Raw genomic sequence first — 22,468 nt, 5'->3', positions numbered from 1 at the left:
CGCAGATTCTCTCAGGTGCCGCGGACCGCCCGTGCCAGTCGATCCGCCGCCGCGACCCGCACCCGGTTGTCGGGGTCCCGGCGGCGCGGGTGGACCGCGTTCGCCAGGAGGACGAGGAACGTGTCCGTCGAGGGGTCGAGCACCAGTGACGCGCCCGTGAAACCGGTGTGGCCCGCCGCACCCCCGCCGGCCAGTTCCCCCATGAACCAGCGCCGGTCGACCGCGAACCCCAGCCCGGGCGGGGCCAGCATCAGATCGACGAAGTCGGGACCCAGGATGCGCGCCGGGCCGTACGAACCGCCCGCGAGCAGGGTGCGGCAGAAGACGGCCAGGTCGCGCCCCGTGGAGAACAGACCTGCATGTCCCGCCACCCCGCCGAGCGCCCAGGCGTTCTCGTCGTGGACCACACCGCGCAGCATCCCGCGGTCCGCCTTGGCCCACGGCCGCCGCTGGTCCTCGGTCGCCGCCGCGTCCCGGCTGGGTCCGAACCCGGTCGCCGTCATCCCGAGCGGCCGGGTGATGCGGTCCTCGACGAGTTCGTCGAGCGGGTGCCCGGTGACACGCTCGAGCACGAACTGCAGGAGCAGCATGTTCAGGTCCGAGTAGCAGTGGGTGCCGGGCGCGGTGACCGGTGCCTCCGCCCGCAGCAACTCGATCCGCGCCGCGTAGGAGGGGTGGTCGTACAGCGGGAGTTCCGGCCGCAGCCCGGAGGTGTGCGTCAGCAGCCGGCGCACGGTGATGCCCTGCGTCGCCACACCGCGGAAGTCCGGCAGATACGCCTCGACCGGAGCGTCGATGTCGACCGCGCCGCGCTCCAGCTGCTGGACCACGGCGACCGTGGTGAAGAGCTTGGTGAGCGAGGCCAGGTCGAAGCGTGTGTCCGTGGTCATGGGCACCCGCGCTTCCGGCGGCAGCTCCACCCCACGGTCCGTCTCCGCGTCGTGGGCGGAGTACCTGACGGCCCAGCCCATCGCCTCCTCGACGGCGATCACCGGGCCGCGCCCGGCGACCACCACGGCGCCGGCCGCCCAGGGGCGCTCCCCCTCGACGGCGTCGCGGACACCGCCCACCATGAGGCGCAGTTCCTCCCGGTCGAGCCCGGCCTTCTCCGGTGTGTCGATGCGCAGTCTCGGCGCGCTCAGCCGTCCCCTCCCGGGCTCTCTGCCTCCCGCCCGCCGTGCACGACCGCTCCCTGGTTCCACGGACGGCACAGTGCCACGAAGCAGACGACGGCCACCAGTGCCGCCGCCAGTTGGACGACGGCCATCGGAACGGCGGTGTGCTCGCCGGCGATCCCGACGAGCGGTGAGGCCACGGCACCGATGAGGAAGGAGGACGCGCCGAGGAGCGCGGACGCCGAACCGGCGTGCTGCCGGGTGCGCATCAGGGCCAGCGCCTGGGTGTTGGGCATCGCGAGGCCCATCGCCGACATCAGGACGAAGAGTGCCGCGGCGACGGGGACGAGGCCCACCTCGCCGAGGGCACCCGTCGACATCAGGAGCAGGGCGGTCGCGGCGAGCGTGATCACGGCAAGGCCGACCGCCAGCACCTTGTCCAGCCCGACCCGTCCGACCAGGAGCTTTCCGTTGATCTGGCCGACGGCCACCAGGCCCACCGAGTTCAGGCCGAACAGCAGGCTGAAGGTCTGCGGGGAGGCGCCGTAGATCTCCTGGATCACGAACGGGGACGCCGAGATGTATGCGAACAGCGCCGCGAAGGCGAAGCCGCCCGCGACGGTGTACCCGGTGAAGGCGCGGTCGGCGAGCAGCAGCCGCATGGAGCGCAGGGCCGTGCCGACTCCCCCGTCGTGCCGTTCGGCGGGCGCCAGCGTCTCCGGCAGTTTCGCCCACACGAGACCGGTGAGCGCGATCCCGACGACGGTGAGGACGACGAAGACGCCCCGCCAGTCCGTCACCCGCAGGATCTGGCCGCCGATGAGCGGCGCGACGACGGGCGCGACCCCGGAGATCAGCATCAGGGTGGAGAAGAACCGGGCCATGGCGACGCCGTCGTACAGATCGCGGACGACGGCGCGCGCGATCACTATCCCGGCCGCACCCGCCAGCCCCTGCACCAGCCGGAACACCACGAGCGACTCCACCGAGGGCGCGAGCGCGCACAGCGCGGTGGCGACCACGTAGACGACGAGGCCCACGAGCAGCGGGCGGCGGCGTCCCCATCTGTCGCTCATCGGGCCGACCAGCAGCTGGCCGAGCGCCATGCCCGCGAGGCAGCCGGTGAGGGTCAGCTGCACGGTGGCGGCGGGCGCGTGCAGCGACCGGGTGACCTCCGGCAGGGACGGGAGGTACATGTCCATGGCCAGCGGGGGCGTGGCGGTGAGTCCGCCGAGGACGAGGGTGACGAGGAGGCCGGTACGGCGGAGGGCGCCTCCCGGTGCGGGGGCCGCCTCGGTCGCCGGCACGGCGTCCTCGGTCACGGGTGCCGTCGCCACCACCCCGGTCGTGCGGCCCTCCGGCTCCTTGCGGTCGCGCCTGGTGCGCCCATGCTCGGGCATGTGCCCCTCCCCCCTCGTTCGGTCCGCCACATATGCTCTCAGCTCGTACGGGATGGCCGGCGCGGTGAACCGAGGGGCGGACATGGTGGGGACGGCGGACGGACGGGTGCGGTGGGGGATCCTGGCGACCGGGGGCATCGCCGCGGCGTTCGCGGCCGATCTGGTCGACCTGCCGGACGCGGAGATCGTGGCGGTCGCCTCGCGGACCGAGGAGACGGCCAGGGCGTTCGCGCAGCGGTTCGGGATACCCCGGGCCTACGGGCGGTGGGACGCTCTCGCCGAGGACGCGGACGTCGACGTGGTGTATGTCGCCACCCCGCACTCGGCGCACCGGGTCGCGGCCGGGATGTGCCTGGAGGCCGGGCGCAACGTACTGTGCGAGAAGGCGTTCACGCTGAACACGCGGGAGGCCGAAGAGCTGGTCGCGCTGGCGCAGGAGCGCGGCGCCTTCCTGATGGAAGCCATGTGGATGTACTGCAATCCGCTGGTGAGGCGGCTGAAGGCGCTCGTCGACGACGGGGCGATCGGTGAGGTGCGCAGCATCCAGGCCGACTTCGGGCTCGCCGGTCCCTTTCCTCCCTCGCACCGGCTGCGGGACCCCGCGCTCGGTGGTGGGGCGCTGCTCGACCTGGGCGTGTACCCGGTGTCGTTCGCACACCTGCTGCTCGGGGAGCCGTCGGACATCGCCGCACGGGCGGTGCTCTCCGAGGAGGGCGTCGATCTGCAGACCGGAGCGCTGCTCTCGTGGGAGAGCGGTGCCCTCGCCTCGGTGCACTGCTCCCTCCACGGCGGCACCCCCGTCACCGCGGCGGTCACCGGCTCCCTGGGGCGTATCGAGGTTCCCCAGGGCTTCTTCTACCCGGACCGCTTTGTGCTCCATCGCGACGGACAGGACCCCGAGGAGTTCCGCGCCGACCCCGCCGACGGGCCGCGCAACAGCCTCAAGCACGAGGCGGCCGAGGTCATGCGGGCGCTGCGGGCCGGCGAGACCGAGTCCCCGCTCGTACCGCTGGAGGGGAGCCTCGCCGTGATGCGCACACTCGACGCCATACGGGAGCGGATCGGCGTCCGCTACCCCGGCGAGGACGCGGCACCCCGGCTCGCCTCGGTGTGAGTCACCGTCCGCGGCCTCCGGGGACGCGGACGGTCACGCGACAACCGTATGGCGGATGACGGATTCCGCATGGCGGATTCTCCTCGTACGCTGCAACCCCATGGATGCCATGGAATCTGCCCGGCTGTCGAGGATCGCGGTGGTGACCGGGGCCGGCTCGGGGATCGGGCGTGCGGTCGCGGTGGAGTTGGTGCGCGCGGGCTGGTCGGTGGTGCTCGCCGGACGGCGCACCGGGACCCTGGACGAGACCGCCGCACTCCTGCCCGAGGGGCGCTGCCTCGCCGTCCGCACCGACGTCCGCGAACCCGGTGATGTGGAGGCCCTGTTCACGGCCGTGCGCGACCGGTTCGGGCGGCTCGATCTGCTCTTCAACAACGCGGGCACGTTCGGCCCGGGCGGGGTGCCGGTGGAGGATCTGCCGTACGAGGCGTGGCGGCATGTGGTGGACACCAACCTCAACGGCGCCTTCCTGTGCGCGCAGGCGGCGTACCGGCAGATGAAGGAGCAAGACCCGCAGGGCGGGCGGATCATCAACAACGGCTCGATCTCGGCGCACACGCCCCGGCCGCGCTCGGTGGCGTACACGGCCACCAAGCATGCGCTGACCGGCCTGACCAAGTCGCTGTCCCTGGACGGGCGTCCGTACCGCATCGCGGTCGGCCAGATCGACATCGGCAACGCGGCGACCGACATGACCGCGCACATGCGGAACGGGGTGCCCCAGGCGAACGGGGAACTCGCGGTCGAGCCCGTGATGGACGTGTCCGATGTGGCGCGCACCGTGCGGCACATGGCCGACCTGCCGCTGGAGGCGAACGTGCAGTTCGCGACGGTCCTGGCGACGACCATGCCGTACGTGGGCCGCGGCTGACGCGACCCGGTGTGGTCACCCGTTCAACCTGCACAAACGGAATGTGAACCTCAGTGCCGTTTCGCACGTGGGGAGCTTATGCTCAGTGTCCCTCCACCAGAGCTTCACACTTGGAGCACTGAGGCTCCGCAGGCCACACCAAGGGGGAGGCGGCAGCCGTTCCGTGGTTCGGCAGGGGGTGGACCTCGCGTGGGACCGCGAGGTGCGCGCCGGATCACGGAGCGGCTGCCCACAGATCAGCCGCGGTGCCGGCCCTGGTCGTTCGTCGCCCGTCGCCTTCGCAGCGTGTACGCCCCACCGGCCAGCAGCGCCATCGCTCCCCCGGCCCCGCCGACCAGCCCCCACGACGAGCCGCTCCCCGCACCGGCCGCCTTCGGGGCGGACACCGCCCCGGTGGCCGTCGGCGAGGGCGACGCCTTCGCCCCGCCCGCGCTGAGCGGGGTGACCAGCGCGCCAACCGACCCGGCGGTACCGGCGTGTGCGAAGCCCCAGTCGAGCAGGGCGGCGGTCTCCTCGTAGACACCGTTGCCGCCGGGCTCCGGGTGCATCACGGTCGCGAGGAGCGTGCGGCCGCCGCGGGTGGCGGCGCCGGTGAAGGTGTTGCCCGCGTTGCTGGTGTAGCCGTTCTTCACCCCGATGATGCCCTTGTAGGTGCCGAGTCCCCATGCGCCGGTAAGCAGCCGGTCGGTGTTCTGGATCTGGAAGGTCTTCCTGCCGCCCGCGGGGAAGTCGGCGGTCCTCGTCGCGCAGTAGCCGCGGAACGCGGCGTTCTGCAGACCGTGGTGGGCGAACAGCGTGAGGTCGTAGGCGGAGGAGAGCTGCCCCTTGTGGTCGAAGCCGTCGGGGCTGACCACATGGGTGTCCAGGGCCTGGAGATCCTCGGCCCTCGCCTGCATCTCCGCCACGGTCTTCGCGATCCCGCCGTTCATGTGGCTGAGGACATGGACCGCGTCGTTGCCCGAGCGGAGGAAGACGCCGAGCCACAACTGCTCGACGGTGTACGTGATCCCCGGCTTGACGCCGACCAGGCTGGAGCCCGCCGGAACGTCCGCGATATCGGCGTCCGTCACCTTGTACCGCCGCGTCGGCTCGAACTTCGTCAGCACGGTGTCCGCGAAGAGCATCTTCAGCGTGGAGGCGGGCGCGAGCCGGCGGTGCGCGTTGTACGCGGCGAGCACCTCACCGGTGCGGTGGTCGGCGACGACCCAGGAGCGTGCGGTGAGTTTCTTCGGCAGGCCGGCGGGCTGCCGGACCTGGACGCCCGAACGGCCGAGCCGCTCACCGCCGACGGTGGTGAGCGCGGACGCCGGCGCCGCCAGGGCCAACGGCGCGGCGGCGGTCAGCCCGAGAACGGCGCGACGGGACATCCGTGCGGCATGCGGCGAAGGCGGAGAGAAATCACGCATTCGGGGACCGTACAAAGGCATCCCCCGGCAACGGGCAGCGGGGTCACAAAAGCGCGGCAAAGGCCCGGTCATGGCCTGGTCACCGCCGTGGTGAAAGGGGGGCGAAGGGGGCGCGCGCGAGCGGGCTGCTCCAGCCGGCAGCCCACTCAGCAGGGATTTCCCGGCACGTGGCGCTGCCGGCCCGGACCGCTCCGCCGTACGGAAACGCGCCCCGGACACCGTCTCCCGATCCGCGCACTCCTCTCGCCGGTCCGGTCCGGGTTCACCGAGCAGAGCGGGGCGCCCCCTGTCGCGCAGCGGGGCGCCTCGCAGTACGGACCACAGGACCCGGTGCCGTACGGCCGGCGCGTTCCGCGGTCAGGGACGCGGCCTGCGCTCCTGATCCGCGCCCGCGGCCTCCGGGGGGCCGCTCACCGCCCGAGAATCCGGTCGACCTCGGCCAGTTGCCGGGGGGTGAGCGCCCCCTTCGCGATCGCGCCGGCGTTCTCCTCCGCCTGGGCGACCGAGCGGAAGCCCGGGATCGGCACGGTGCGCGAACTGCGGGCCCAGATCCAGGCGAGGGCCCCCTGGGCAGGTGTACGGCCGTCGCTGGTGAGGACGTCCCTGAGCGCCTCCACCTGGCGCAGCCAGTCGGTGTCGGCGCCTCCGCCCCGGGAGAAGCCGGACAGCCACGCGGGCGGGGAGGTGCGGATGTCACCGGATGCGAGCGACTGCCCGCCGGTGTGCCGGCCCGTCAGCAGCCCCATGGCGAGAGGGCTCCGGTTGATACTCGCGAGGTTCGACTCCTCGCACAGCGCCAGGAGTTCGGGGGCGTCCTGAACGACGTTGAGCCGGTGCTGGACGGCCGCGCAGTGCCGGCCCTCGGCGAACACGGCGGCCCGTGCGGGGTCGTCGGTGCTCCAGGCGTAGGCGCGAATGAGCCCCTCGCGCACGAACTCCTCGCAGGTCTCGCGGAGTTCGGCGGCACGCTCGGGCTCGGCGTCGGACAGGTGCAGTTGGTAGAGGTCGATGTGGTCGGTGTCGAGGCGGCGCAGTGAGGCCGTCAGCGCACGCCGGGCATACGCCGGGGAGTCGTCGCTGCCGAGGAGCAGCCTGCGTTCCTCGTCGATGACGTTGCCCCACTTGGTGGCGAGCACGACGTCCGCCCGCCGCTTGCCCAGGGCGCGCGCCAGCACGCGCTCGCTGTGCCCGGTCCCGTAGGCGTCGGCCGTGTCGAAGAAGGTGACGCCGAGGTCGAGGGCCCGGCGGACGGCCCGTACGGACTCCTCGTCGTCGACCTTGCCCCAGCCGAGCGGCTGTCCGTCCGTGGTGCTCCACTCACCGCCGATGGCCCAGCAGCCGAAGCCGAGGGCACTGACCTCGATCGCGCTGCGTCCCAGCGTCCTGGTGTGCTCGATGGTCTCCATGGGCCAAGACGCTAGGAGTTGGAGCGCGCTCCAAGGCAAGAGCCCTGCCGGTGCTCAGGCCTGCCCGGTCTCGAAACGGGAGATCCTGCCGTCGCCGTCCACGGTGAAGCTCCACCGGGTGCGCATCTCGCCCCAGGTGTCGTTGCTGTAGCGGGCGAGGAGCGAGCGGCCGCCGTTGGACTCGTTGTCGACGTCCATGTGCCCGTGGGTGGAGAAGATCTCCTGGTCGATCCAGTCGGCGAGGTCCCGGTCGGAGCCGTCGTCGGACATGGTGGCGTCCGGCGCGAGGAGAGACATGAAGGCCTCGCGGTCATGGGAGTTGAGGGCCGCCACGAAGGCCCGGACCGCGGGGTCGCTGAGTCTGGCTGTCTGAATCGTCATGGCTGCCAGGGTCACATCGGTACCGGGCGCCCGCCACCCGAGTTCCGGACCCCGCCTTCCGTGCCCGGTGCGCGCCACCCGAACGGCTCCGTGGACAGGCCGGTCGCGCGGGACGGGTGGGACGGTTGAGGGGCGGAGGGGACCCGTTCCTGCCGGCTGCCCCGGGGAGTGATCGTGACCTGTATCGACCGACGTGACGTGGGACTGCTGTTGCTCCGGCTGGGGACCGGCGGGGTACTGGCGGCGCACGGCACCCAGAAGCTGTTCGGGTGGTTCGGCGGACCCGGACTGGACGGGGCCGCGCAGTTCATGGACTCCCTGGACTACCGCCCGGGCAAGGCGAGCGCGGTGGCCTCCGGGCTGGCGGAGGCGGGCGGCGGCACACTGCTGGCGCTCGGTCTCGCGACTCCGGCGGCGGGCGCCGCGGTGGCCGCCGGGATGGCCGGGGCGGTGGCCGTCCACGTCCCGAACGGGTTCTTCAGTCAGAACGGGGGCTACGAACACCCGCTGTCCCTCGGCCTCGCGGCGACGGGCCTGTCGGTCGCGGGCCCCGGCCGGCTCTCCCTGGACGCGCTGTGCGGCAACGCCGTGAACCGCGACTGGATGGTCCCGGCGGCGTTCGCGGTGGCGGGAGCCGCCGCGGCGGTGGTGATCGGGGCACGGCAACGGCGACTGCGGCGGAGGTCGGACGGGGACGGCGAGCAGGAGGCGTTGTTCGAGGAGTAGCCGCCGCATGGCAGTCTGCGGGCATGAGCGAACGCGACACCCCGGCGGATTTCTGGGAGCCGGTCGACCGGCTGTACGCATGGCTGGAGGCGAACCGGACGCACGACGGTGCCGACGGTCTGCTGCTGCGCGTGCTGAAACTGTCGGAGGAGGTCGGCGAGGTCGCCCAGGCGGTGATCGGCGCGACCGGCCAGAACCCCCGCAAGGGCACGACGCACAGCTGGGACGACGTCCAGGCCGAGCTGTGCGACGTGGTGATCACGGCCCTGGTGGCCCTGCGCACCCTGACCCCGGACGCGCGCGAGGTGTTGACGGCCCATCTGGAGCGGGTCGCCCGGCGCTCGCTCGGCTCCGGCACATCGTGAGCCGGGCACGGCACCGCGTACCCGAACTCCCGCGCCGCGGGCGGTGAACGGCATGATCTACGGGGGACGGTGGATCCCGGGCCACGGTCCGGACAGGGGGAGGACATGGCCGACAGCGCGTTCTGGATCGCCTCGCTGACGGCGGGTACGGCCGTCCTGGCGAGCTGGGTGACCAGCCGCGGGACGGCGCGGGCGGCACGCATCCAGGCGGACACGACGACACGGGCGCAACGGGCGGAGCGGCTGCGCGACTCCCGGCGCACCGCCTACGCGGACCTCATGGAGCGGGCGCAGCGGATGGGCGACCTGTACTGGAAGGTGTCCGACCTGTGCGCGGACGACGTCACCCGACGCCTCCCGGAACTCGACCGGTTGAGGGACCGGCTGCGGGACGAGTACAGCGGGCTGCGCCACTGCACCTGGATCGTGTCGCTGGAGGGCCCGCCCGAGGTCGCCGAAGCGGCCGACGCACTGCGCCGCACCACCACCCCCGCCTATCGTGCCGTCGAGGCGATACTCGACGGCGACCCCACGGCCGCAGACCGCTTCGACTCGGCCTACGCACCGTTCTGGCAGGCACTGCGGAACTTCGTCGACCGGGGGCGGCGGGCGCTGGAGGTGATGTAAGGGGGGCGTGCGGGCCGCCGGCGGTGCCGCCGGACGGGGCCTTCGGGCAATTCTTCCTCCGATTCTTCCTGGACTCCCCGGCGCGGGACCGGTCTCATGGGTTGTGGCCGGCACGTAGGCCCTCGGCCGGTCGACCATGCTGTTCCTGAAGGACGTCTGTTGCCCATTGCTCTGTCCACCGCTCCGCTGTCCGCTTCCGATCGGTCGGAGCGATGGCATGAAGTGGTGTCGCGTACCTTCGTACCTCTCGATGTCCGGCTTCTCGAGACGGAACCGTCGCCCGGAGTGATTTCCAGCGAACAGCTCGGTCTTGTCCAGGTCTCCCTTGTCCGTGCCGGACCGCAGACAGTGACGCGCAGCAGGCGTTTGATCGCCCGTGATGACCAGGAATTCCTCATCCTCTCGCTTCAGCACAGCGGCACTGCGATAAAAGAGCAAGACGGCCGGGAATCCATCATCAATCCCGGCGAGTTCTCCATTTCCGATTCCTCTCGTCCGTTCCGGAAGAAGCTCGGGGGAGAATTCAGTTTCACCTCCTTCCACTTCCCTCGTGAAGAGCTCCATGTGCGGGAGGAGGACCTGCGGGCACTGACCGCGACGACCTTCACCGGCCGGACCGGCAGCGCTGCCGTGGTGGCGGCGTATTTCGCGCGCATGGCGCAGGAGGCCAGGGGCTTCGGCGACGCCGTGGGCCGGCAGTTCGCCACGACCGGTCTTGATCTGCTGGCCCTGCTGATCGACGAGCGGCGCGGCCGCTTCACACCGCAGGGCGCCGAAACGGCTGCGGCAGCCGCGGTGCGAGTGAAGGACTACATCATCCGGAACCTGCCGGACCCGGGTCTGTCACCGGCCACGATCGCCGCGGCGAATTTCATGTCGGTCCGTTACGTGCACAAGCTCTTCCAGCTCGAGGGCGAAACGGTGGGCAGGTGGATCCAGGCACGACGCCTGGAGCGGTGCCGGCGGGATCTTCTGCGGTCGAAAGCCAGGGATCTCGGGGTCGCGGCCGTGGCGCGGCGATGGGGTTTTGTCAGTCCCAGCCATTTCGGCCGGGTCTTCCGGGCGGCATACGGCATGACGCCCCGCGAATGGCAGGCTCATGGTCTGGGCACCGAAGGGGCCACCGGGACGAAGGGTTGAACGGAAGGGAAGTGGCGCTTCATTCCCCGTCGGTCGGTGAAGTGCGGGACGCCCTTCAGCCGAACCGGGTCGGGGGATTCGGCCGCCCTGCGACAACGGCGGTGAGACTCGTGCGGGCCTCCTCCAGCACGGCCGGAGGGATGCGGTCCTGGAGGGCCAGCACCGCTCGGTACTCGGCAGCCGCCTCGGAGTCCTTGCCGAGGTGGGCGAGCGCATGCGCCAGCATCAGGTGGACCCTGCCGGCCTGCTCGTACAGACCTCGGGCGTCGAACTGCCCGCGGATGGAACGCAGAGCCTCCACCGCCGCATCCCAGCGTCCCCGGTTGAAATGGATGAATGCCACGTTGTGGGTGGCGACCAACGTGGTCACGTCCCGCACGCTCGGCGAGATCCGGTCGCCGTTGCCGGGGGATGCGAGAGCGTCCATGACCTCCTGGTAGGTCTTCAGGGCTTCCCTCGTCCGGCCCGCCTTCTCCAGCACTCTGATGGTCACGTTGGCCGCAGTGAGGTATCCGTTGATGTCATCGGCCCGGTCGAACAGTTCCATGGCCAGGGACACATGGTCGGCGGCGGACGCGAGATCGTCGACGGCGCTCCGCAGCCAGCTGAGATAGACATGGGCCCATGCCTCCTGGACCACATCCGCAGCGGCCGTGGCCAGGCCGAGCGCGCGGGTGGCCGCGTCGACGGCCGCGTCGTGATTGTGGTCGCACGCCCAGTGGGCCCATGCCAGGTAGTTGCGGTGGGTCGCTTCGAGCGCGAGGTCGCCCAGGACCGCCGCGGCCTCGGCGGAACGCCGGTAGATCTCCGTCCAGTTGCCCCAGGACACCCAGTTGTCGGAGAACCAGTGCATCGCTTCCGCGACCTCGGTGACCCTGGCGTGCTCGCCGTTCTCGGCGGCTTCCCGGAAGGCGGACAGCCAGTTGTCTCCCTCCGCCTTGATCCACCGCAGCGCCTGATCACGGTCGTCCAGTGCGACCAGTCGGCCGGGGTCCGGGGGAGGTGTGCCGAAGCCCGGCTCGTACCAGCGTCCCGCGACGACGGCGGTGTCCAGCAGCCACGAGCGCAGGCGGGACCGGGTGGCCGCGGATGTCGCGCCGTCCTCGGCCCGGTGGCGCGCCGCGGCATACAGGCGCAGCAGGTCGTGGAAGCGGTAGCGGTCACCGGGGGAGGTCATCAGAAGACCCGCCTCCAGCAACCCCTCCAGCTGGTCTTCGGCGTCGGGCAGGGGCACGCCCGCGACAACGGCCGCCAGCGGCACACCGAAATCCCGGCCGGGTACCAGGGACAGCAGCCGGAACATCCGGGCGGCGAGAGGATCGAGTCGCGAATAGGACAGCGAGAAGGCGGCATTGACACGCAGGTCGCCGGCGCTGAGCGCATCCAGCCTGCGGTCCTCGTCGGCCAGCCGGTCGGCCAGACGCTGCAGGCTCCAGTTGGTGCGGGTCGCGACCCAGTTGGCGGCCACCCGGAGGGCCAGGGGAAGATGCCCGCACAGCTCGGTCACCGAGCGTGCCGCTTCCGGTTCCGCGTCCACACGGGCGGCGCCCACCACGGCGCGAAGCAGCGAGACGGACTCCTTGTCGTCCAGTGCCCCGAGCTCCGCGCGCTGCACTCCCTCCAGGCCGGCGAGAGTGCGGCGGCTGGTCACCACGACGAGGAGACGTCCCTCGCGGGGCAGAAGGGGTCGGATCTGCGCCTCGCTGCCGGCATTGTCCAGGACCAGGACCGCGCGCAGCCGGGATGTGATCGTCCGGTAGCGCGCGAGGCACTCCTCGGCGCTGTGGGGCGCCAGGTCGGCGTCGTCGACCCCCCAGGCGTCCAGCAGCCGCACCACGGCCTGTTCGGCGGACAGCGGTTGGTCGTCCAGCCCCTGCATGTCCAGCAGGAACGCGCCGTCGGGGAACGCGCTCGCGGACTCCTCGGCCAGCCGGATCGCCAGGGTGGTCTTGCCGCTGCCGGGCGCACCGCAGACCACCACCACCGGCGGTGCGAGGGGATGCGTCACCCGCTCCGCCGCTCCCCTGTTCGCGGCGGCCAGCTCCACCACGGTACGCAGGTGTGCCAGTTCCCGATGCCGGCCGACGAAGTCCCGGGCCCCTCGCGGCAGCGCGTAGGGCGACGCGGCGGCGGGGACGGCGGGACTCGGACCCGGGCGGGCGGCGCGGGCAGCCGCCAGCAGTTCGGCATGACCGGCGTCGTCCAACTGCAGCCCCTGGCCAAGAGCGGTGACCGTGCCGCGATGTGGACGAAGGCTCCGCCCGCGCTCCATGTCGCCGATGGCTCGGCCGGAGATGCCGGACGATTCCGCGAGTTCCTCGATCGTCAGACGTCTGCTGTGCCGTAGCTCCCGCAGCAGGCGTCCGAACTGCGTCCCGCCTCCATCCGTGCCACCGCCCGTCGTACTCACGCCACCAAGGTACTGCCGTCCAGCAGCGCTCCTGCCTGCTGAGACGTGTGCCACATGCTGCCGGCCCACGCCGCCGCCCGGCCGGGCGGCGGCGTGGGCCGTGCCTGCCGGATCAGCCTCGGACAGCCTGGACGGCCTCGCGGATCAGGTCGGCGACCCGCTCGGGGTGGGCGAGCATGACCAGATGGGAGGAGTCCACCTCGACGGTGGTCATCCCGGCGCGCCGGTAGCCGAAGCGCTCGACGTCGGGGTTGATGGTGCGGTCGGAGGAGGACACCAGGCCCCAGGACGGCTTGGTCTTCCAAGCCGCCGCGGGAGCCGCCTCGGCGAAAGCCTGCGCGGCCAGTGGACGCTGGGACACCGCCAGGACCGCGGCGACGTCCTTGTCGACATCGGCGGCGAAGATCGCGGGGAACTTCTCGACGTCGACCGACACGTCCGTGCCGGGTTCGGCGGCGCCCTCGATCGGGAAAGGTGTGTAGACCAGCGCGGCAGCAAGGTCGGAGTCGGGGAAGCCACCCTGCAGCTCGCCCAGGCTCTCGCCCTCCTCCAGTGCGTAGCCGGCCAGGTACACCAGGGCCGCTACGTTCTCCTCGGCACCGGCCACCGTGATGACCGCCCCGCCGTAGGAGTGGCCGACCAGCACGACCGGGCCGGGGATCTGCCGGACCACGGAAGCGACATAGGCGGCGTCACCGATCAGGCTGCGGTTGGGAACCGCCGGGGCCACCACCTTCAGGCCGTCGGCGAGGAGTTCGGGGATCACGCGCGAAAAGCTGGAAGCATCGGCGAAGGCCCCATGGACGAGGACCACGGTCGGAGACGTGGATGCGGTCATCAGAGATCATCCTTGCTTGGTGTACGGAGAGTTCCAGGGGCTGCACCGCGGCCGCCGCGCCGTCAGGAGTGGCGGGCAGGGCGGGCGTCCGGCGTTCTGGGCCCCTCAGTGCCGCTGCACCGCGACACGGGGCCGGCCGTGGAGACGAGGACGGGGCGCGGACCTGCCGCCGGCAGGTCCGCGCCCCGAAGAGGATCAGGCGGGGTGGAGGGCGGTCCGCAGAGTGCCGATGGCCAGGGTGATGGCCGCCTGGGCGGCGTAGGTCTCGCGCAGGGCGTTCAGCATGACGAAGTCGTGGATGATGCCCTGGTAGCGCACCGCGGTCACCGGGACGCCGGCGGCGCGCAGCTTGTTGGCGTATGCCTCCCCTTCGTCGCGCAGCACGTCGGCCTCACCGGTGATGACCAGGGCGGCCGGAAGACCGCTCAACTGCTCGGTGGTGGCACGCAGCGGGGACGCCGTGATCTCGGCGCGCTGGCCCTCGTCGGTGGTGTACTGGTCCCAGAACCACTGCATGCCGTCACGGCGCAGGAAGTAGCCCTCCGAGAACTGGTGGTAGGAGCCCGTGTCGAAGCTCGCGTCGGTGACCGGGTAGAACAGCACCTGCTGCACGAGCCGGACGTCGCCCCGCTCCTTGGCCATCAGCGTCAGCACCGCAGCCATGTTGCCGCCGACCGAGTCACCGGCCACCGCGATCCGGGCAGTGTCCAGGCCCTTGCTCGCGCCATCGGCGACGACCCAGCGGGCGACCGTGTAGTTCTGCTCGATCGCGACAGGGTAGCGGGCCTCGGGCGACAGCTCGTACTCGGGGAAGACCACCGCGGCGTTCGCCCCCACGGCCAGTTCGCGCACCAGACGGTCGTGCGTGTGCGCGTTGCCGAACACCCACCCCGCGCCGTGTATGTAGATGATCACCGGCAAGGTACCGGTGGCCCCGGCCGGCCTGACGATCCGCGCCCGGACGCTGCCGGTCGGGCCGCCGCTGACGGTGACCCACTCCTCGTCGATCTCCGGCTTGGCGATCTCACCGGACTGCACCTCGTCGACAGCCTTGCGGCCCTCGGCGGGACTCAGGTCGAACAAGAACGGGGGCTTCGCCGTCGCCTGCGCGAACGCGGCTGCGGCAGGCTCCAGGACGGGCTCGACGGGGGCAATCGACTCCTGCATCTTCTTCTCCTCATGCGGGATGCGTTTGCGACCACGCTAAGCACCGGGCAACCCCCTCTCGCGTCTGAGAGTGCACCCTTTCTGCCCCCACAGCGCACTGCCGATGAACCCGGACAAACCTCGAAAACCGGCTCGAGGATGGTGTGCTCTCCCGCTGCTGATCAAACATCCGCCGCCGCTCCGGAAGGTCGCCTGAGGAACCTCCGGAGAAGCGACGGCCCTTCACAAGGGCACGTTCGGGTGGGGCCGGCGGCGGTACGGGGAGGAACGGTTCCTGCCGCCATCGTGTTCGTGGCGACGTCCGGACGCACATGAGGCGGCTGCCCCGGTCGGGATGCGTACAGCGATCCCGCAGCTCAGGAAGCGGCAGACGAGTCGGGCTGTACGCCGGGTTCTGTTCCCCGGGGTCCTCGCGGGCCTCGGGGCGACGGCCATCCATCTAGGGCCGGCGTTGCCGCCGGCCTCGTGCGGTCCACCCGCGGACTCGGGCGGGCAGCCCTCGAACGTCCGCGCAGGGCGCGCCTTTCACAGCGGCCCCTTTTGACCTTGCTCCGGGTGGGGTTTACCGAGCTGCCCAGGTCACCCTGAGCACTGGTGGTCTCTTACACCACCGTTTCACCCTTACCGGGGGCCGTACGCATACGGTCCCCGGCGGTTTGCTTTCTGTGGCACTGTCCCGCGGGTCACCCCGGGTGGCCGTTAGCCACCACCCTGCCCTGTGGAGCCCGGACGTTCCTCGGGGAGATCCACCAGGACCTCCACGCGGCCGCCCGCCCGGCTCGTCTGCCGTAGGGACCATGGTACCGGGCGTCCGCCGCGCCTCCGCCCGCCGACCGGGGACGCCGTCGCGAGCACCGAACCGGCCAGGATCAGGGCGAAGGCCGCCAGCGTCCCGGCCGTGAGGCGCTCGTCCAGGAAGAGCGCGCCCGCCGCCACCGCGATCGCCGGGTTCACATAGGTGATGACCGTCGCCCGGGTCGGGCCCGCCTCCTTGATCAGCTCGAGGAACGCCACGAAGGCCACGGCCGTGCAGATCACACCGAGACCGGCCAGGGCGGCGACGACCTGCCCGGAGGGTACGGCGGTGGGCCACGTCGCGGCGGCCGCCGGGGCGTAGACCACTGCCGACAGGGCCAGACAGGGCGCGGTGAGCTGGAGCGAGGGGACGTCCCTGAGATGCCGGGCGGCGATCAGCGGCGCGGTCGCATAGCCGAGGACGGTCAGCAGCACTTCACCGAGCGACCGTGCGTCGCCGCCGGTCAGGTGCGGGACGGTGAGGACCGCGACGCCGCCCAGTCCGAGGGCCAGTCCGGCCACCCGCCGCGCCCCCAGGTGCTCGGCGCCGCCGAAGAAGCGGGCCAGCACCACTCCGGCGATCGGCACGCCCGCTATCAGCAGACCCGCCGTGGAGCTGGACAGATGACGCTCGGCGTCGGTGAGCGTGAACCAGGGGCCCATGATCTCGATGCACGCGAAGGCCAGCATGGGGCGCCAGTGCGTCCGCACGGTCCGGGTCAGGCCCCCCTGGCGCAGGGCGAAGGGGAGCAGAAGCGCGGCACCCAGCGCACAGCGCGTGAACACCACCATGGACGGGGACACGGCGTCCACCGCCACCTTGATCATCAGATAGGGGATGCCCCAGATCACTCCCATGAGGGAGAACAGGAACCAGCCGCGTGCAGTCATACGGCGAGTGTCGGCCGGGTCAGCGACCGCCGTCTTGAACGCTGTTGCGGTGCGCGCTCGCGGCCACGCCCGCACGGTACGCCGCCGGGGTCACCCCCAGCACACGCCGGAACCAGCGGGTCAGATGCGCCTGGTCGGCGAAGCCCACGAGCGGGGCGACCTCGGCGGGGCGCAGTCCTGCCTCCAGCAGTCCGCGGGCCCGCGTCACCCGGTACTGGGCGAGCCAGGCGTAGGGCGGTATCCCCATCGCCGTACGGAAGGCACGCAGCAACTGGTAGCGCGACAGTCCGAGTTCGGTGGCGAGGTCGGCGAGGGAGGGCGGGGCGAGCAGTTCGTCGGCGAGGCGGTCGCGTACGGCGTGGGCGAGGTCCGCGGCACCGGGGATCGAGTCGGAGACGGGGCGGGCCGTGGAGTGGCGCCGGGCGAGCGCGGTGAGCAGCCACGGGAGCCGGGACTCGGCCTCCAGCGGGTCCGGGCATGCGCTCAGTTCGGTGTGCGCGGCGCGTACGGCGGCCACCAGTTCGGGGTCGTCGAGGAGCGGTTCGCGAAAGTGCGGGAGACCTCCCAGGATGCCGTCGGAGAGCAGCGAGGGTTCCGCGTACAGGGCGCGGTAGGCGTAGCCGTCGGTGGCGGTGGCGGGTGCGCCGGTGTGCATCTCGCCGGGGTCGAGGACGACGATGGTGCCCGGCCCGGTCCGAATGTGGCCGCCGCGGTAGTCGATGACCTCGAATCCGCCGACACAGACGCCGATGGTGAACTCGTCGTGCGCGTGTGGGGCGTAGCGGTGCTGGTCGAAGCGGGCGGTGAGCAGGTCGAGTGGCGGCCCGCCCCGGCCGAGACGCGCCCGGGTCCACAGCGCCTGTTCACGTCCGCTCACCTTGCACCCCCTTGTGCGGGGTGCAACGCGTCCGGGCCCCGTTTTCATACCGCCGGGGAACTCAGAGGAAGTCGGTCGTGTCCAGTTCGAAGCCGAACGGCTCGGGGAGGGCGAGCGGCTTGCCGAAGGGGAATGTGCAGTGCTGGCGGTAGTCGTCCTTCTCGGGGTCGCTGAACAGTGTGATCGAGGAGGCTTCGCGGTCCAGCAGCAGGTAGAGGGGGATGCCGCCGCGGGCGTAGCAGCGGCGCTTGGTCTCGCGGTCCGCCTTCGGCCTGGTGGACGTCACCTCCAGCACCATGGCGACCCCCTCGCAGGGCATCCAGGGTTCGGCGCCTCGGTAGAGCCGCCGTTCCGTCGGGGCGAACGTGCCGTCGGGGATGACGTGGTTCTTGGGGCGGCCGCCTGCGCTCTGCAACGTCAGACCCTTGTTCCCGGAGAACTGCATGTCGGTCCGGGACCGCCTGATGACCTGACTCACGATCAGGCCGATGCAGTCCTCGTGATCCCCGTCCGGCGGCGGCGTCGCAACGATCTCCCCCTCGATCAGCTCGGCCCTGAAACCCTCCGGGATGTCGAGGGCGAGAAAGCCCTCCAGCAGGACCTCTGACTCGGTGAGCGGCTCATGGGCCATGGCAGTCATGTCACGCCCCTCCTTCGGTCGCTCGCCAGACTGGGGCATCGGAAGATCACCTGTCCGTGGGATCGGAAACCGTTCCCTCGATCGTGGCACACCGTCGCGGCCGTCGTCAGGGACGTGCGGGCGTGGCGATCCGCTCGCTTGACCTTGCCGCGACGTCAGCGTTTGTACTGGTCGTATGCGGATCGGAGAACTCGCCGCGACCGTGGGCGTCACCACGCGGACCGTGCGGCACTATCACCACCTCGGACTGCTGCCCGAGCCCGAGCGGCTGCCCAACGGGTACCGCGACTACGGCCTGCGGCACGCCGTCGTGCTGGCCCGGATCCGCAGGCTGACCGAGCTGGGGCTCGGTCTCGCGGAGGTACGGGACGTGCTCGCGGACGACGAGGGCCGCGACCTCGCCGAGGTGCTCGCGGAGCTGGACGAGGATCTGGCCCGTCAGGAGGCGGCGATCCGTGAGCGCCGGGGCAGGCTGCGCGCGCTGCTCGAGCAGGGCCGTCCCGCCGAGGGCCCCGTCTCCCCCGAGCTCGCCCGGCTGTTCGCCGGTATGGAGGCCTTCCTCGACTCCCCGATGGCCACCAAGGACCGCGAGGTGCTGGCGCTGATCGAGACCGCGACCGCGCCGGAGGAACGGGAACGGCTGGCGGCCGTGCTGGCAGGCGCGTTCGGGAAGCCGGGTGCCGTGGAGCGGGCGCGGGAGGTGTACGCGCTGCTCGACTCGCTCGTCGACGCCGGCCCGGACGATCCGCGGGTCGACGACGCCGCCCGGGCGCTCCTCGCCTGCCTGCCGGACGGCCTCGTACCCGACGAAGGTGTCGACGAGGGCCACGGCTTCATCAGGGCGCTCTACGCGGACCTCGCACCGGCCCAGGCGGAGGCGGTCCGCCGCGCCCTGCGGATGCACGCCCGGGGACGGCGATGAGAACGGCGTACGTCCTGGTGCGGCACGAGCTGCGGCTCCTCGCGAGCCTCGCGCTCTGGGCCGCGCGCCGCACCCACGGTACGCGGGGCGGCCAGGCCTTCGGGTACGCGCGGGGACAGGGGCCGGTCATGGCCGGGTTCGCGTTCGTGTGCGTGGTGGAGACGCTCACCATGTCCGTGCTGCTGCGCGACTGGCCGCTGGTGCACCGGGTGGTGCTGCTGCTGGACGTCTACACCGTGGTGCTCGTCGTCGGCCTGTACGCGGCCTACGTGGTCCGTCCGCACGTCCTTGACCCCGGCGGGCTTCGTATCCGCCACGCCGCCCACGTCGATCTGCGCATACCGCTGGACCGGATCGCGTCCGTGCGCCGCGAGCTGCGCACCGTGCACGAGAGAGCCGACGGGGAACTGAACCTCCCGGTGGGCTCGCAGACCACCGTCACACTGGAACTCGCCGAGCCCGTCGCCCACGTCACCTTCTTCGGCCGTCGGCGGGCGGTCCGCGTCGTCCGCTTCCACGCCGACGACGCCGGCCGTGTCGTCCGGGCGCTCGCTCGGGCGCGGTAGGCCCGGGGGGTGGGGGCCGTCCGTGGACACGCCCACGCCGTACGCTGTCGCGGAGCGCTACAGAAGGAGTATGTGTGCTGGTGCTGCTGCCGCCCTCGGAAGGCAAGGCGTCCTCCGGTCGCGGTGCCCCGCTGAACCTCGAGTCGCTGTCGCTGCCCGGTCTGACGGCCGCGCGGGAGGCCGTCCTCGGTGAGCTCGTGGAGCTGTGCGCGGGCGACGAGGAGAAGGCGCGCGAGGTACTGGGGCTGAGCGAGGGCCTGCGCGGCGAGGCGGCCAAGAACGCCGGGCTGCGGTCCGCGGGGGCGCGGCCCGCCGGGGAGATCTACACCGGAGTCCTGTACGACGCCCTGGATCTCGCCTCGCTGGACCCGGCCGCCAAGCGGCGCGCCGCCCGGTCCCTGCTCGTCTTCTCCGGGCTCTGGGGCGCGGTCCGGGTGACCGACCGCATCCCTTCCTACCGCTGCTCGATGGGCGTGAGACTGCCCGGACTCGGAGCGCTCGGAGCGCACTGGCGCGCGCCCCTGGCCTCGGTGCTGCCCGAGGCGGCCGGCGGTGGACTGGTGCTGGACCTGCGGTCCTCCGCCTACGCCGCGGCGTGGAAGCCGAAGGGCGAGGTGGCCGGGCGGACGGCGACCGTCAGGGTGCTGCACTCCCGGATCGTGGACGGGGTGGAGAAGCGCTCGGTCGTCAGCCACTTCAACAAGGCGACGAAGGGGCGCATCGTCCGGGCTCTGCTCACGGCCGGGGCCGCCCCCAGGAACCCCGCGCAGCTGGTGGAGGCGCTGCGGGACCTGGGCCATGTGGTGGAGGCCGAAGCCCCCGCCTCCGGCAGGCCGTGGTCGCTGGACGTGGTGGTGACGGAGATCCACTGACCTGGGCGCGCCAGCGCATTGCAGCACGCGCAACGACCTTTGCGCAGAGTGCTTTCCCTCGGCAGGATGAACCCATGACCTCACCGCTGCCGCCGTCGCCGTCCGCCGTCCCGGTCCTGGACCTCGCGCCCGTCGTCCCCGTGGTCGTCGTCGCGGACGCCGCCGACGCCGTGCCCCTGGCACGGGCGCTGGTGGCCGGCGGGCTGCCCGCGATCGAGGTGACGCTGCGCACCCCGGCCGGGCTCGACGCGATCCGGGCGATCGCCGCCGAGGTCGCTGACGCGGTGGTCGGGGCGGGCACGGTCATCACACCGGCGCAGGTGTCGGACTCGGTGGCGGCGGGGGCCCGTTTCCTGGTCAGTCCCGGGTGGACGGACTCACTGCTGGCGGCGATGCAGGCGTGCGGGGTGCCGTTCCTGCCCGGGGTGTCGACGACGTCGGAGGTCGTGGCGCTCCTCGAACGGGGCGTGCGGGAGATGAAGTTCTTCCCGGCGCAGGCGGCCGGCGGCACGGCTTACCTCAAGTCGCTGGCCGGACCGCTCCCGCAGGCCCGCTTCTGCCCGACCGGCGGTATCGGCCCGGCGAACGCCCCTGAGTACCTGGCGCTGCCCAACGTCGGCTGCGTAGGAGGGACCTGGATGCTGCCCCAGGACGCGATCGAGGCGAAGGACTGGGCCCGGGTCGAGCGGCTGGCACGCGAGGCGGCGGGCCTGCGCCGCCCGCTCAGCGCAGGTGGGACGTCTCGTTGAGGAGGCGGAGGCTCGCGTTGCCGTCCGCGAAGTAGGCCACCGCGGACAGGGACGCCGCGGACAGCTCCATCCGGAACAGCGCCTCGGGGGGCGCCCCGAGCGCGAGCCGGACGAGGGTCTTGACGGGCGTGACGTGCGAGACCAGCAGGACCGTACGGCCTGGGTGGGTGGCCAGCAACGCGTCCCGGGTGGCGGCGACCCGCCGGGCGACTGCCGCGAAGCTCTCGCCGCCGCCGCTGGGTGTGGCCTCCGGGTCGGTGAGCCAGGCGTTCATGTCGTCGGGGTACTTCTCGCGCACTTCGCCGAACGTCAGTCCCTCCCAGGCACCGAAGTCGGTCTCGCGCAGCCCTTCGTCCACGCTCACCTCGAGGCCGAGGCGGGCGGCGACGGTCCCGGCGGTCTCGCGGCAACGCGCGAGGGGCGAGGAGACCACGGCCTGGACGGTCCCCCGCGCGGCGAGCGCGGCGGCGACGAGCTCGGCCTGGCGCCGGCCGACGTCGGACAGGACCGGGTCGTCGCCGCCGCTGCCGGAGAAGCGCTTGAGCGGGGTGAGCGGGGTCTCGCCGTGGCGCAGCAGCACGAAGGTGGTGGGGGCACCCAGGTCGGGCGGGGCGGCGGCGACATTGCGGGCGGCACGCGCATCGGCGCCCGCACGCGCGCCGTCGGACGGCGAAGCGGCCGCGGCCGCCGGCTCGTCGCCCGCGGGGCCGGGCGGTCCGGGCACCGTCGCACCATGGGCGTCCCGCTCGGCGGCGGACCGGGACGCGTCCCATCGCTCGCCCCGGCCGCCCGCGTCCATCGCCTCGTTGGCGAGCCGGTCCGCGTGCTTGTTCCGCTCACGCGGGATCCACTCGTACGTGACCTGCCCGGCCGGGAGGACGGCGGCGGCCCGCATCGCCAGTGGCCGCATGTCCGGGTGCCGGATCTTCCACCGGCCGGACATCTGCTCCACGACCAGCTTGGAGTCCATCCGGACGTGCACCCTCGCCGCCGGGTCGAGCTCGCGGGCCGCGCTCAGCCCGGCGAGCAGTCCACGGTACTCGGCGACGTTGTTGGTGGCGGTCCCGATGAACTCGGCCCGCTCCACCAGCGTCTCGCCCGTCGCCGCGTCACGCACGACGCTGCCGTAGCCGGCGGGCCCCGGGTTGCCCCGCGACCCGCCGTCGGCCTCGACGATGAACTCCCGCACT

At 72.1% G+C, this 22,468-nt stretch carries 21 protein-coding genes, 1 other RNA gene and 1 pseudogene; 10 read left to right on the top strand and 13 right to left on the bottom strand.

Features of this window, described 5'->3' with window-relative positions:
- Positions 1 to 11: 11 nt before the first annotated feature.
- Both ADL25_RS02720 and ADL25_RS02715 read right to left on the bottom strand, forming a co-directional pair.
- A complete protein-coding gene (locus ADL25_RS02720; protein ID WP_420711332.1) occupies positions 12 to 1,211 on the bottom strand; it encodes a serine hydrolase domain-containing protein in 1,200 nt (399 codons plus the stop codon).
- On the bottom strand, positions 1,139 to 2,515 hold the full coding sequence (locus tag ADL25_RS02715) for a multidrug effflux MFS transporter (protein WP_059125956.1): 1,377 nt from the start codon (positions 2,513 to 2,515) through the stop codon (positions 1,139 to 1,141). The genes ADL25_RS02720 and ADL25_RS02715 overlap by 73 nt, the downstream gene beginning before the upstream one ends.
- A gap of 82 nt (positions 2,516 to 2,597) precedes the next feature.
- Between ADL25_RS02715 and ADL25_RS02710 the strand changes: the two genes are divergently transcribed.
- Both ADL25_RS02710 and ADL25_RS02705 read left to right on the top strand, forming a co-directional pair.
- A complete protein-coding gene (locus ADL25_RS02710) occupies positions 2,598 to 3,629 on the top strand; it encodes a Gfo/Idh/MocA family protein (protein ID WP_059125955.1) in 1,032 nt (343 codons plus the stop codon).
- 109 nt (positions 3,630 to 3,738) lie between these two features.
- On the top strand, positions 3,739 to 4,500 hold the full coding sequence (locus ADL25_RS02705; protein WP_402526903.1) for an SDR family oxidoreductase: 762 nt from the start codon (positions 3,739 to 3,741) through the stop codon (positions 4,498 to 4,500).
- Between the two features lie 236 nt (positions 4,501 to 4,736).
- On the opposite strand, the gene ADL25_RS02700 is transcribed toward ADL25_RS02705, so the two are convergent.
- From ADL25_RS02700 to ADL25_RS02690, 3 genes are all read right to left on the bottom strand, one after another.
- Positions 4,737 to 5,867, bottom strand: coding sequence for a D-alanyl-D-alanine carboxypeptidase family protein (locus ADL25_RS02700; protein WP_234380338.1), 1,131 nt, complete (start codon positions 5,865 to 5,867; stop codon positions 4,737 to 4,739).
- 449 nt (positions 5,868 to 6,316) lie between these two features.
- Entirely contained in the window at positions 6,317 to 7,312 is a 996-nt protein-coding gene (locus tag ADL25_RS02695; RefSeq protein WP_059125952.1) for an aldo/keto reductase, read from the bottom strand.
- A gap of 54 nt (positions 7,313 to 7,366) precedes the next feature.
- The gene (locus ADL25_RS02690) at positions 7,367 to 7,693 is read right to left on the bottom strand and encodes a nuclear transport factor 2 family protein (protein WP_059126060.1); all 327 of its coding nucleotides are present in this window, start codon (positions 7,691 to 7,693) and stop codon (positions 7,367 to 7,369) included.
- Positions 7,694 to 7,867: 174 nt separating this feature from the next.
- Between ADL25_RS02690 and ADL25_RS02685 the strand changes: the two genes are divergently transcribed.
- From ADL25_RS02685 to ADL25_RS02670, 4 genes are all read left to right on the top strand, one after another.
- Positions 7,868 to 8,419, top strand: a complete 552-nt coding sequence (locus tag ADL25_RS02685; protein WP_059126059.1) for a DoxX family protein — start codon at positions 7,868 to 7,870, stop codon at positions 8,417 to 8,419.
- Between the two features lie 23 nt (positions 8,420 to 8,442).
- Entirely contained in the window at positions 8,443 to 8,784 is a 342-nt protein-coding gene (locus tag ADL25_RS02680; protein ID WP_059125951.1) for a MazG-like family protein, read from the top strand.
- Between the two features lie 105 nt (positions 8,785 to 8,889).
- Entirely contained in the window at positions 8,890 to 9,411 is a 522-nt protein-coding gene (locus ADL25_RS02675; RefSeq protein WP_059125950.1) for a hypothetical protein, read from the top strand.
- 159 nt (positions 9,412 to 9,570) lie between these two features.
- A complete protein-coding gene (locus ADL25_RS02670; protein WP_059125949.1) occupies positions 9,571 to 10,551 on the top strand; it encodes a helix-turn-helix domain-containing protein in 981 nt (326 codons plus the stop codon).
- A 55-nt stretch (positions 10,552 to 10,606) separates the two neighbouring features.
- On the opposite strand, the gene ADL25_RS02665 is transcribed toward ADL25_RS02670, so the two are convergent.
- The 7 genes and pseudogenes from ADL25_RS02665 to ADL25_RS02635 form a co-directional block, all read right to left on the bottom strand.
- On the bottom strand, positions 10,607 to 12,961 hold the full coding sequence (locus tag ADL25_RS02665; RefSeq protein WP_059125948.1) for an ATP-binding protein: 2,355 nt from the start codon (positions 12,959 to 12,961) through the stop codon (positions 10,607 to 10,609).
- Between the two features lie 112 nt (positions 12,962 to 13,073).
- Complete coding sequence (locus tag ADL25_RS02660; protein WP_059125947.1) at positions 13,074 to 13,799, bottom strand: alpha/beta fold hydrolase; 726 nt, start codon at positions 13,797 to 13,799, stop codon at positions 13,074 to 13,076.
- A gap of 195 nt (positions 13,800 to 13,994) precedes the next feature.
- The gene (locus ADL25_RS02655; RefSeq protein WP_059125946.1) at positions 13,995 to 14,966 is read right to left on the bottom strand and encodes an alpha/beta hydrolase; all 972 of its coding nucleotides are present in this window, start codon (positions 14,964 to 14,966) and stop codon (positions 13,995 to 13,997) included.
- 367 nt (positions 14,967 to 15,333) lie between these two features.
- Positions 15,334 to 15,748: RNase P RNA component class A (rnpB, locus tag ADL25_RS02650), an RNA gene on the bottom strand.
- 76 nt (positions 15,749 to 15,824) lie between these two features.
- Positions 15,825 to 16,652 (bottom strand): annotated as a pseudogene (locus ADL25_RS52070) (DMT family transporter); the annotation flags it as partial.
- A gap of 19 nt (positions 16,653 to 16,671) precedes the next feature.
- Positions 16,672 to 17,577 carry a helix-turn-helix domain-containing protein gene (locus ADL25_RS02640; protein WP_059125944.1) on the bottom strand — a complete coding sequence of 302 codons (906 nt, stop codon included), beginning with the start codon at positions 17,575 to 17,577 and terminating at the stop codon, positions 16,672 to 16,674.
- A 13-nt stretch (positions 17,578 to 17,590) separates the two neighbouring features.
- Positions 17,591 to 18,169 (bottom strand): Uma2 family endonuclease, encoded by a 579-nt coding sequence (locus ADL25_RS02635; protein ID WP_059125943.1) that lies wholly within the window; start codon positions 18,167 to 18,169, stop codon positions 17,591 to 17,593.
- Between the two features lie 175 nt (positions 18,170 to 18,344).
- Between ADL25_RS02635 and ADL25_RS02630 the strand changes: the two genes are divergently transcribed.
- The 4 genes from ADL25_RS02630 to eda all read left to right on the top strand — a co-directional run bounded on the left by ADL25_RS02630 (position 18,345) and on the right by eda (position 21,278).
- Positions 18,345 to 19,091 (top strand): MerR family transcriptional regulator, encoded by a 747-nt coding sequence (locus ADL25_RS02630; protein WP_059125942.1) that lies wholly within the window; start codon positions 18,345 to 18,347, stop codon positions 19,089 to 19,091.
- Positions 19,088 to 19,657, top strand: coding sequence for a hypothetical protein (locus tag ADL25_RS02625; RefSeq protein ID WP_059125941.1), 570 nt, complete (start codon positions 19,088 to 19,090; stop codon positions 19,655 to 19,657). Before ADL25_RS02630 ends, ADL25_RS02625 begins: the two co-directional genes overlap by 4 nt.
- 74 nt (positions 19,658 to 19,731) lie before the next feature.
- Positions 19,732 to 20,529 (top strand): peroxide stress protein YaaA, encoded by a 798-nt coding sequence (yaaA, locus tag ADL25_RS02620; RefSeq protein WP_059125940.1) that lies wholly within the window; start codon positions 19,732 to 19,734, stop codon positions 20,527 to 20,529.
- A 74-nt stretch (positions 20,530 to 20,603) separates the two neighbouring features.
- A complete protein-coding gene (gene eda / locus ADL25_RS02615) occupies positions 20,604 to 21,278 on the top strand; it encodes a bifunctional 4-hydroxy-2-oxoglutarate aldolase/2-dehydro-3-deoxy-phosphogluconate aldolase (protein WP_059125939.1) in 675 nt (224 codons plus the stop codon).
- Here the strand turns inward: eda and ADL25_RS02610 are convergent.
- Complete coding sequence (locus ADL25_RS02610) at positions 21,253 to 22,467, bottom strand: bifunctional RNase H/acid phosphatase (RefSeq protein WP_059125938.1); 1,215 nt, start codon at positions 22,465 to 22,467, stop codon at positions 21,253 to 21,255. The genes eda and ADL25_RS02610 overlap by 26 nt on opposite strands.
- Position 22,468: the final 1 nt, after the last annotated feature.

It is taken from the genome of Streptomyces sp. NRRL F-5122, from assembly GCF_001507435.1.
GTDB lineage: Bacteria > Actinomycetota > Actinomycetes > Streptomycetales > Streptomycetaceae > Streptomyces > Streptomyces lannensis.
This window is presented reverse-complemented; position numbering and strand designations above follow the sequence as displayed.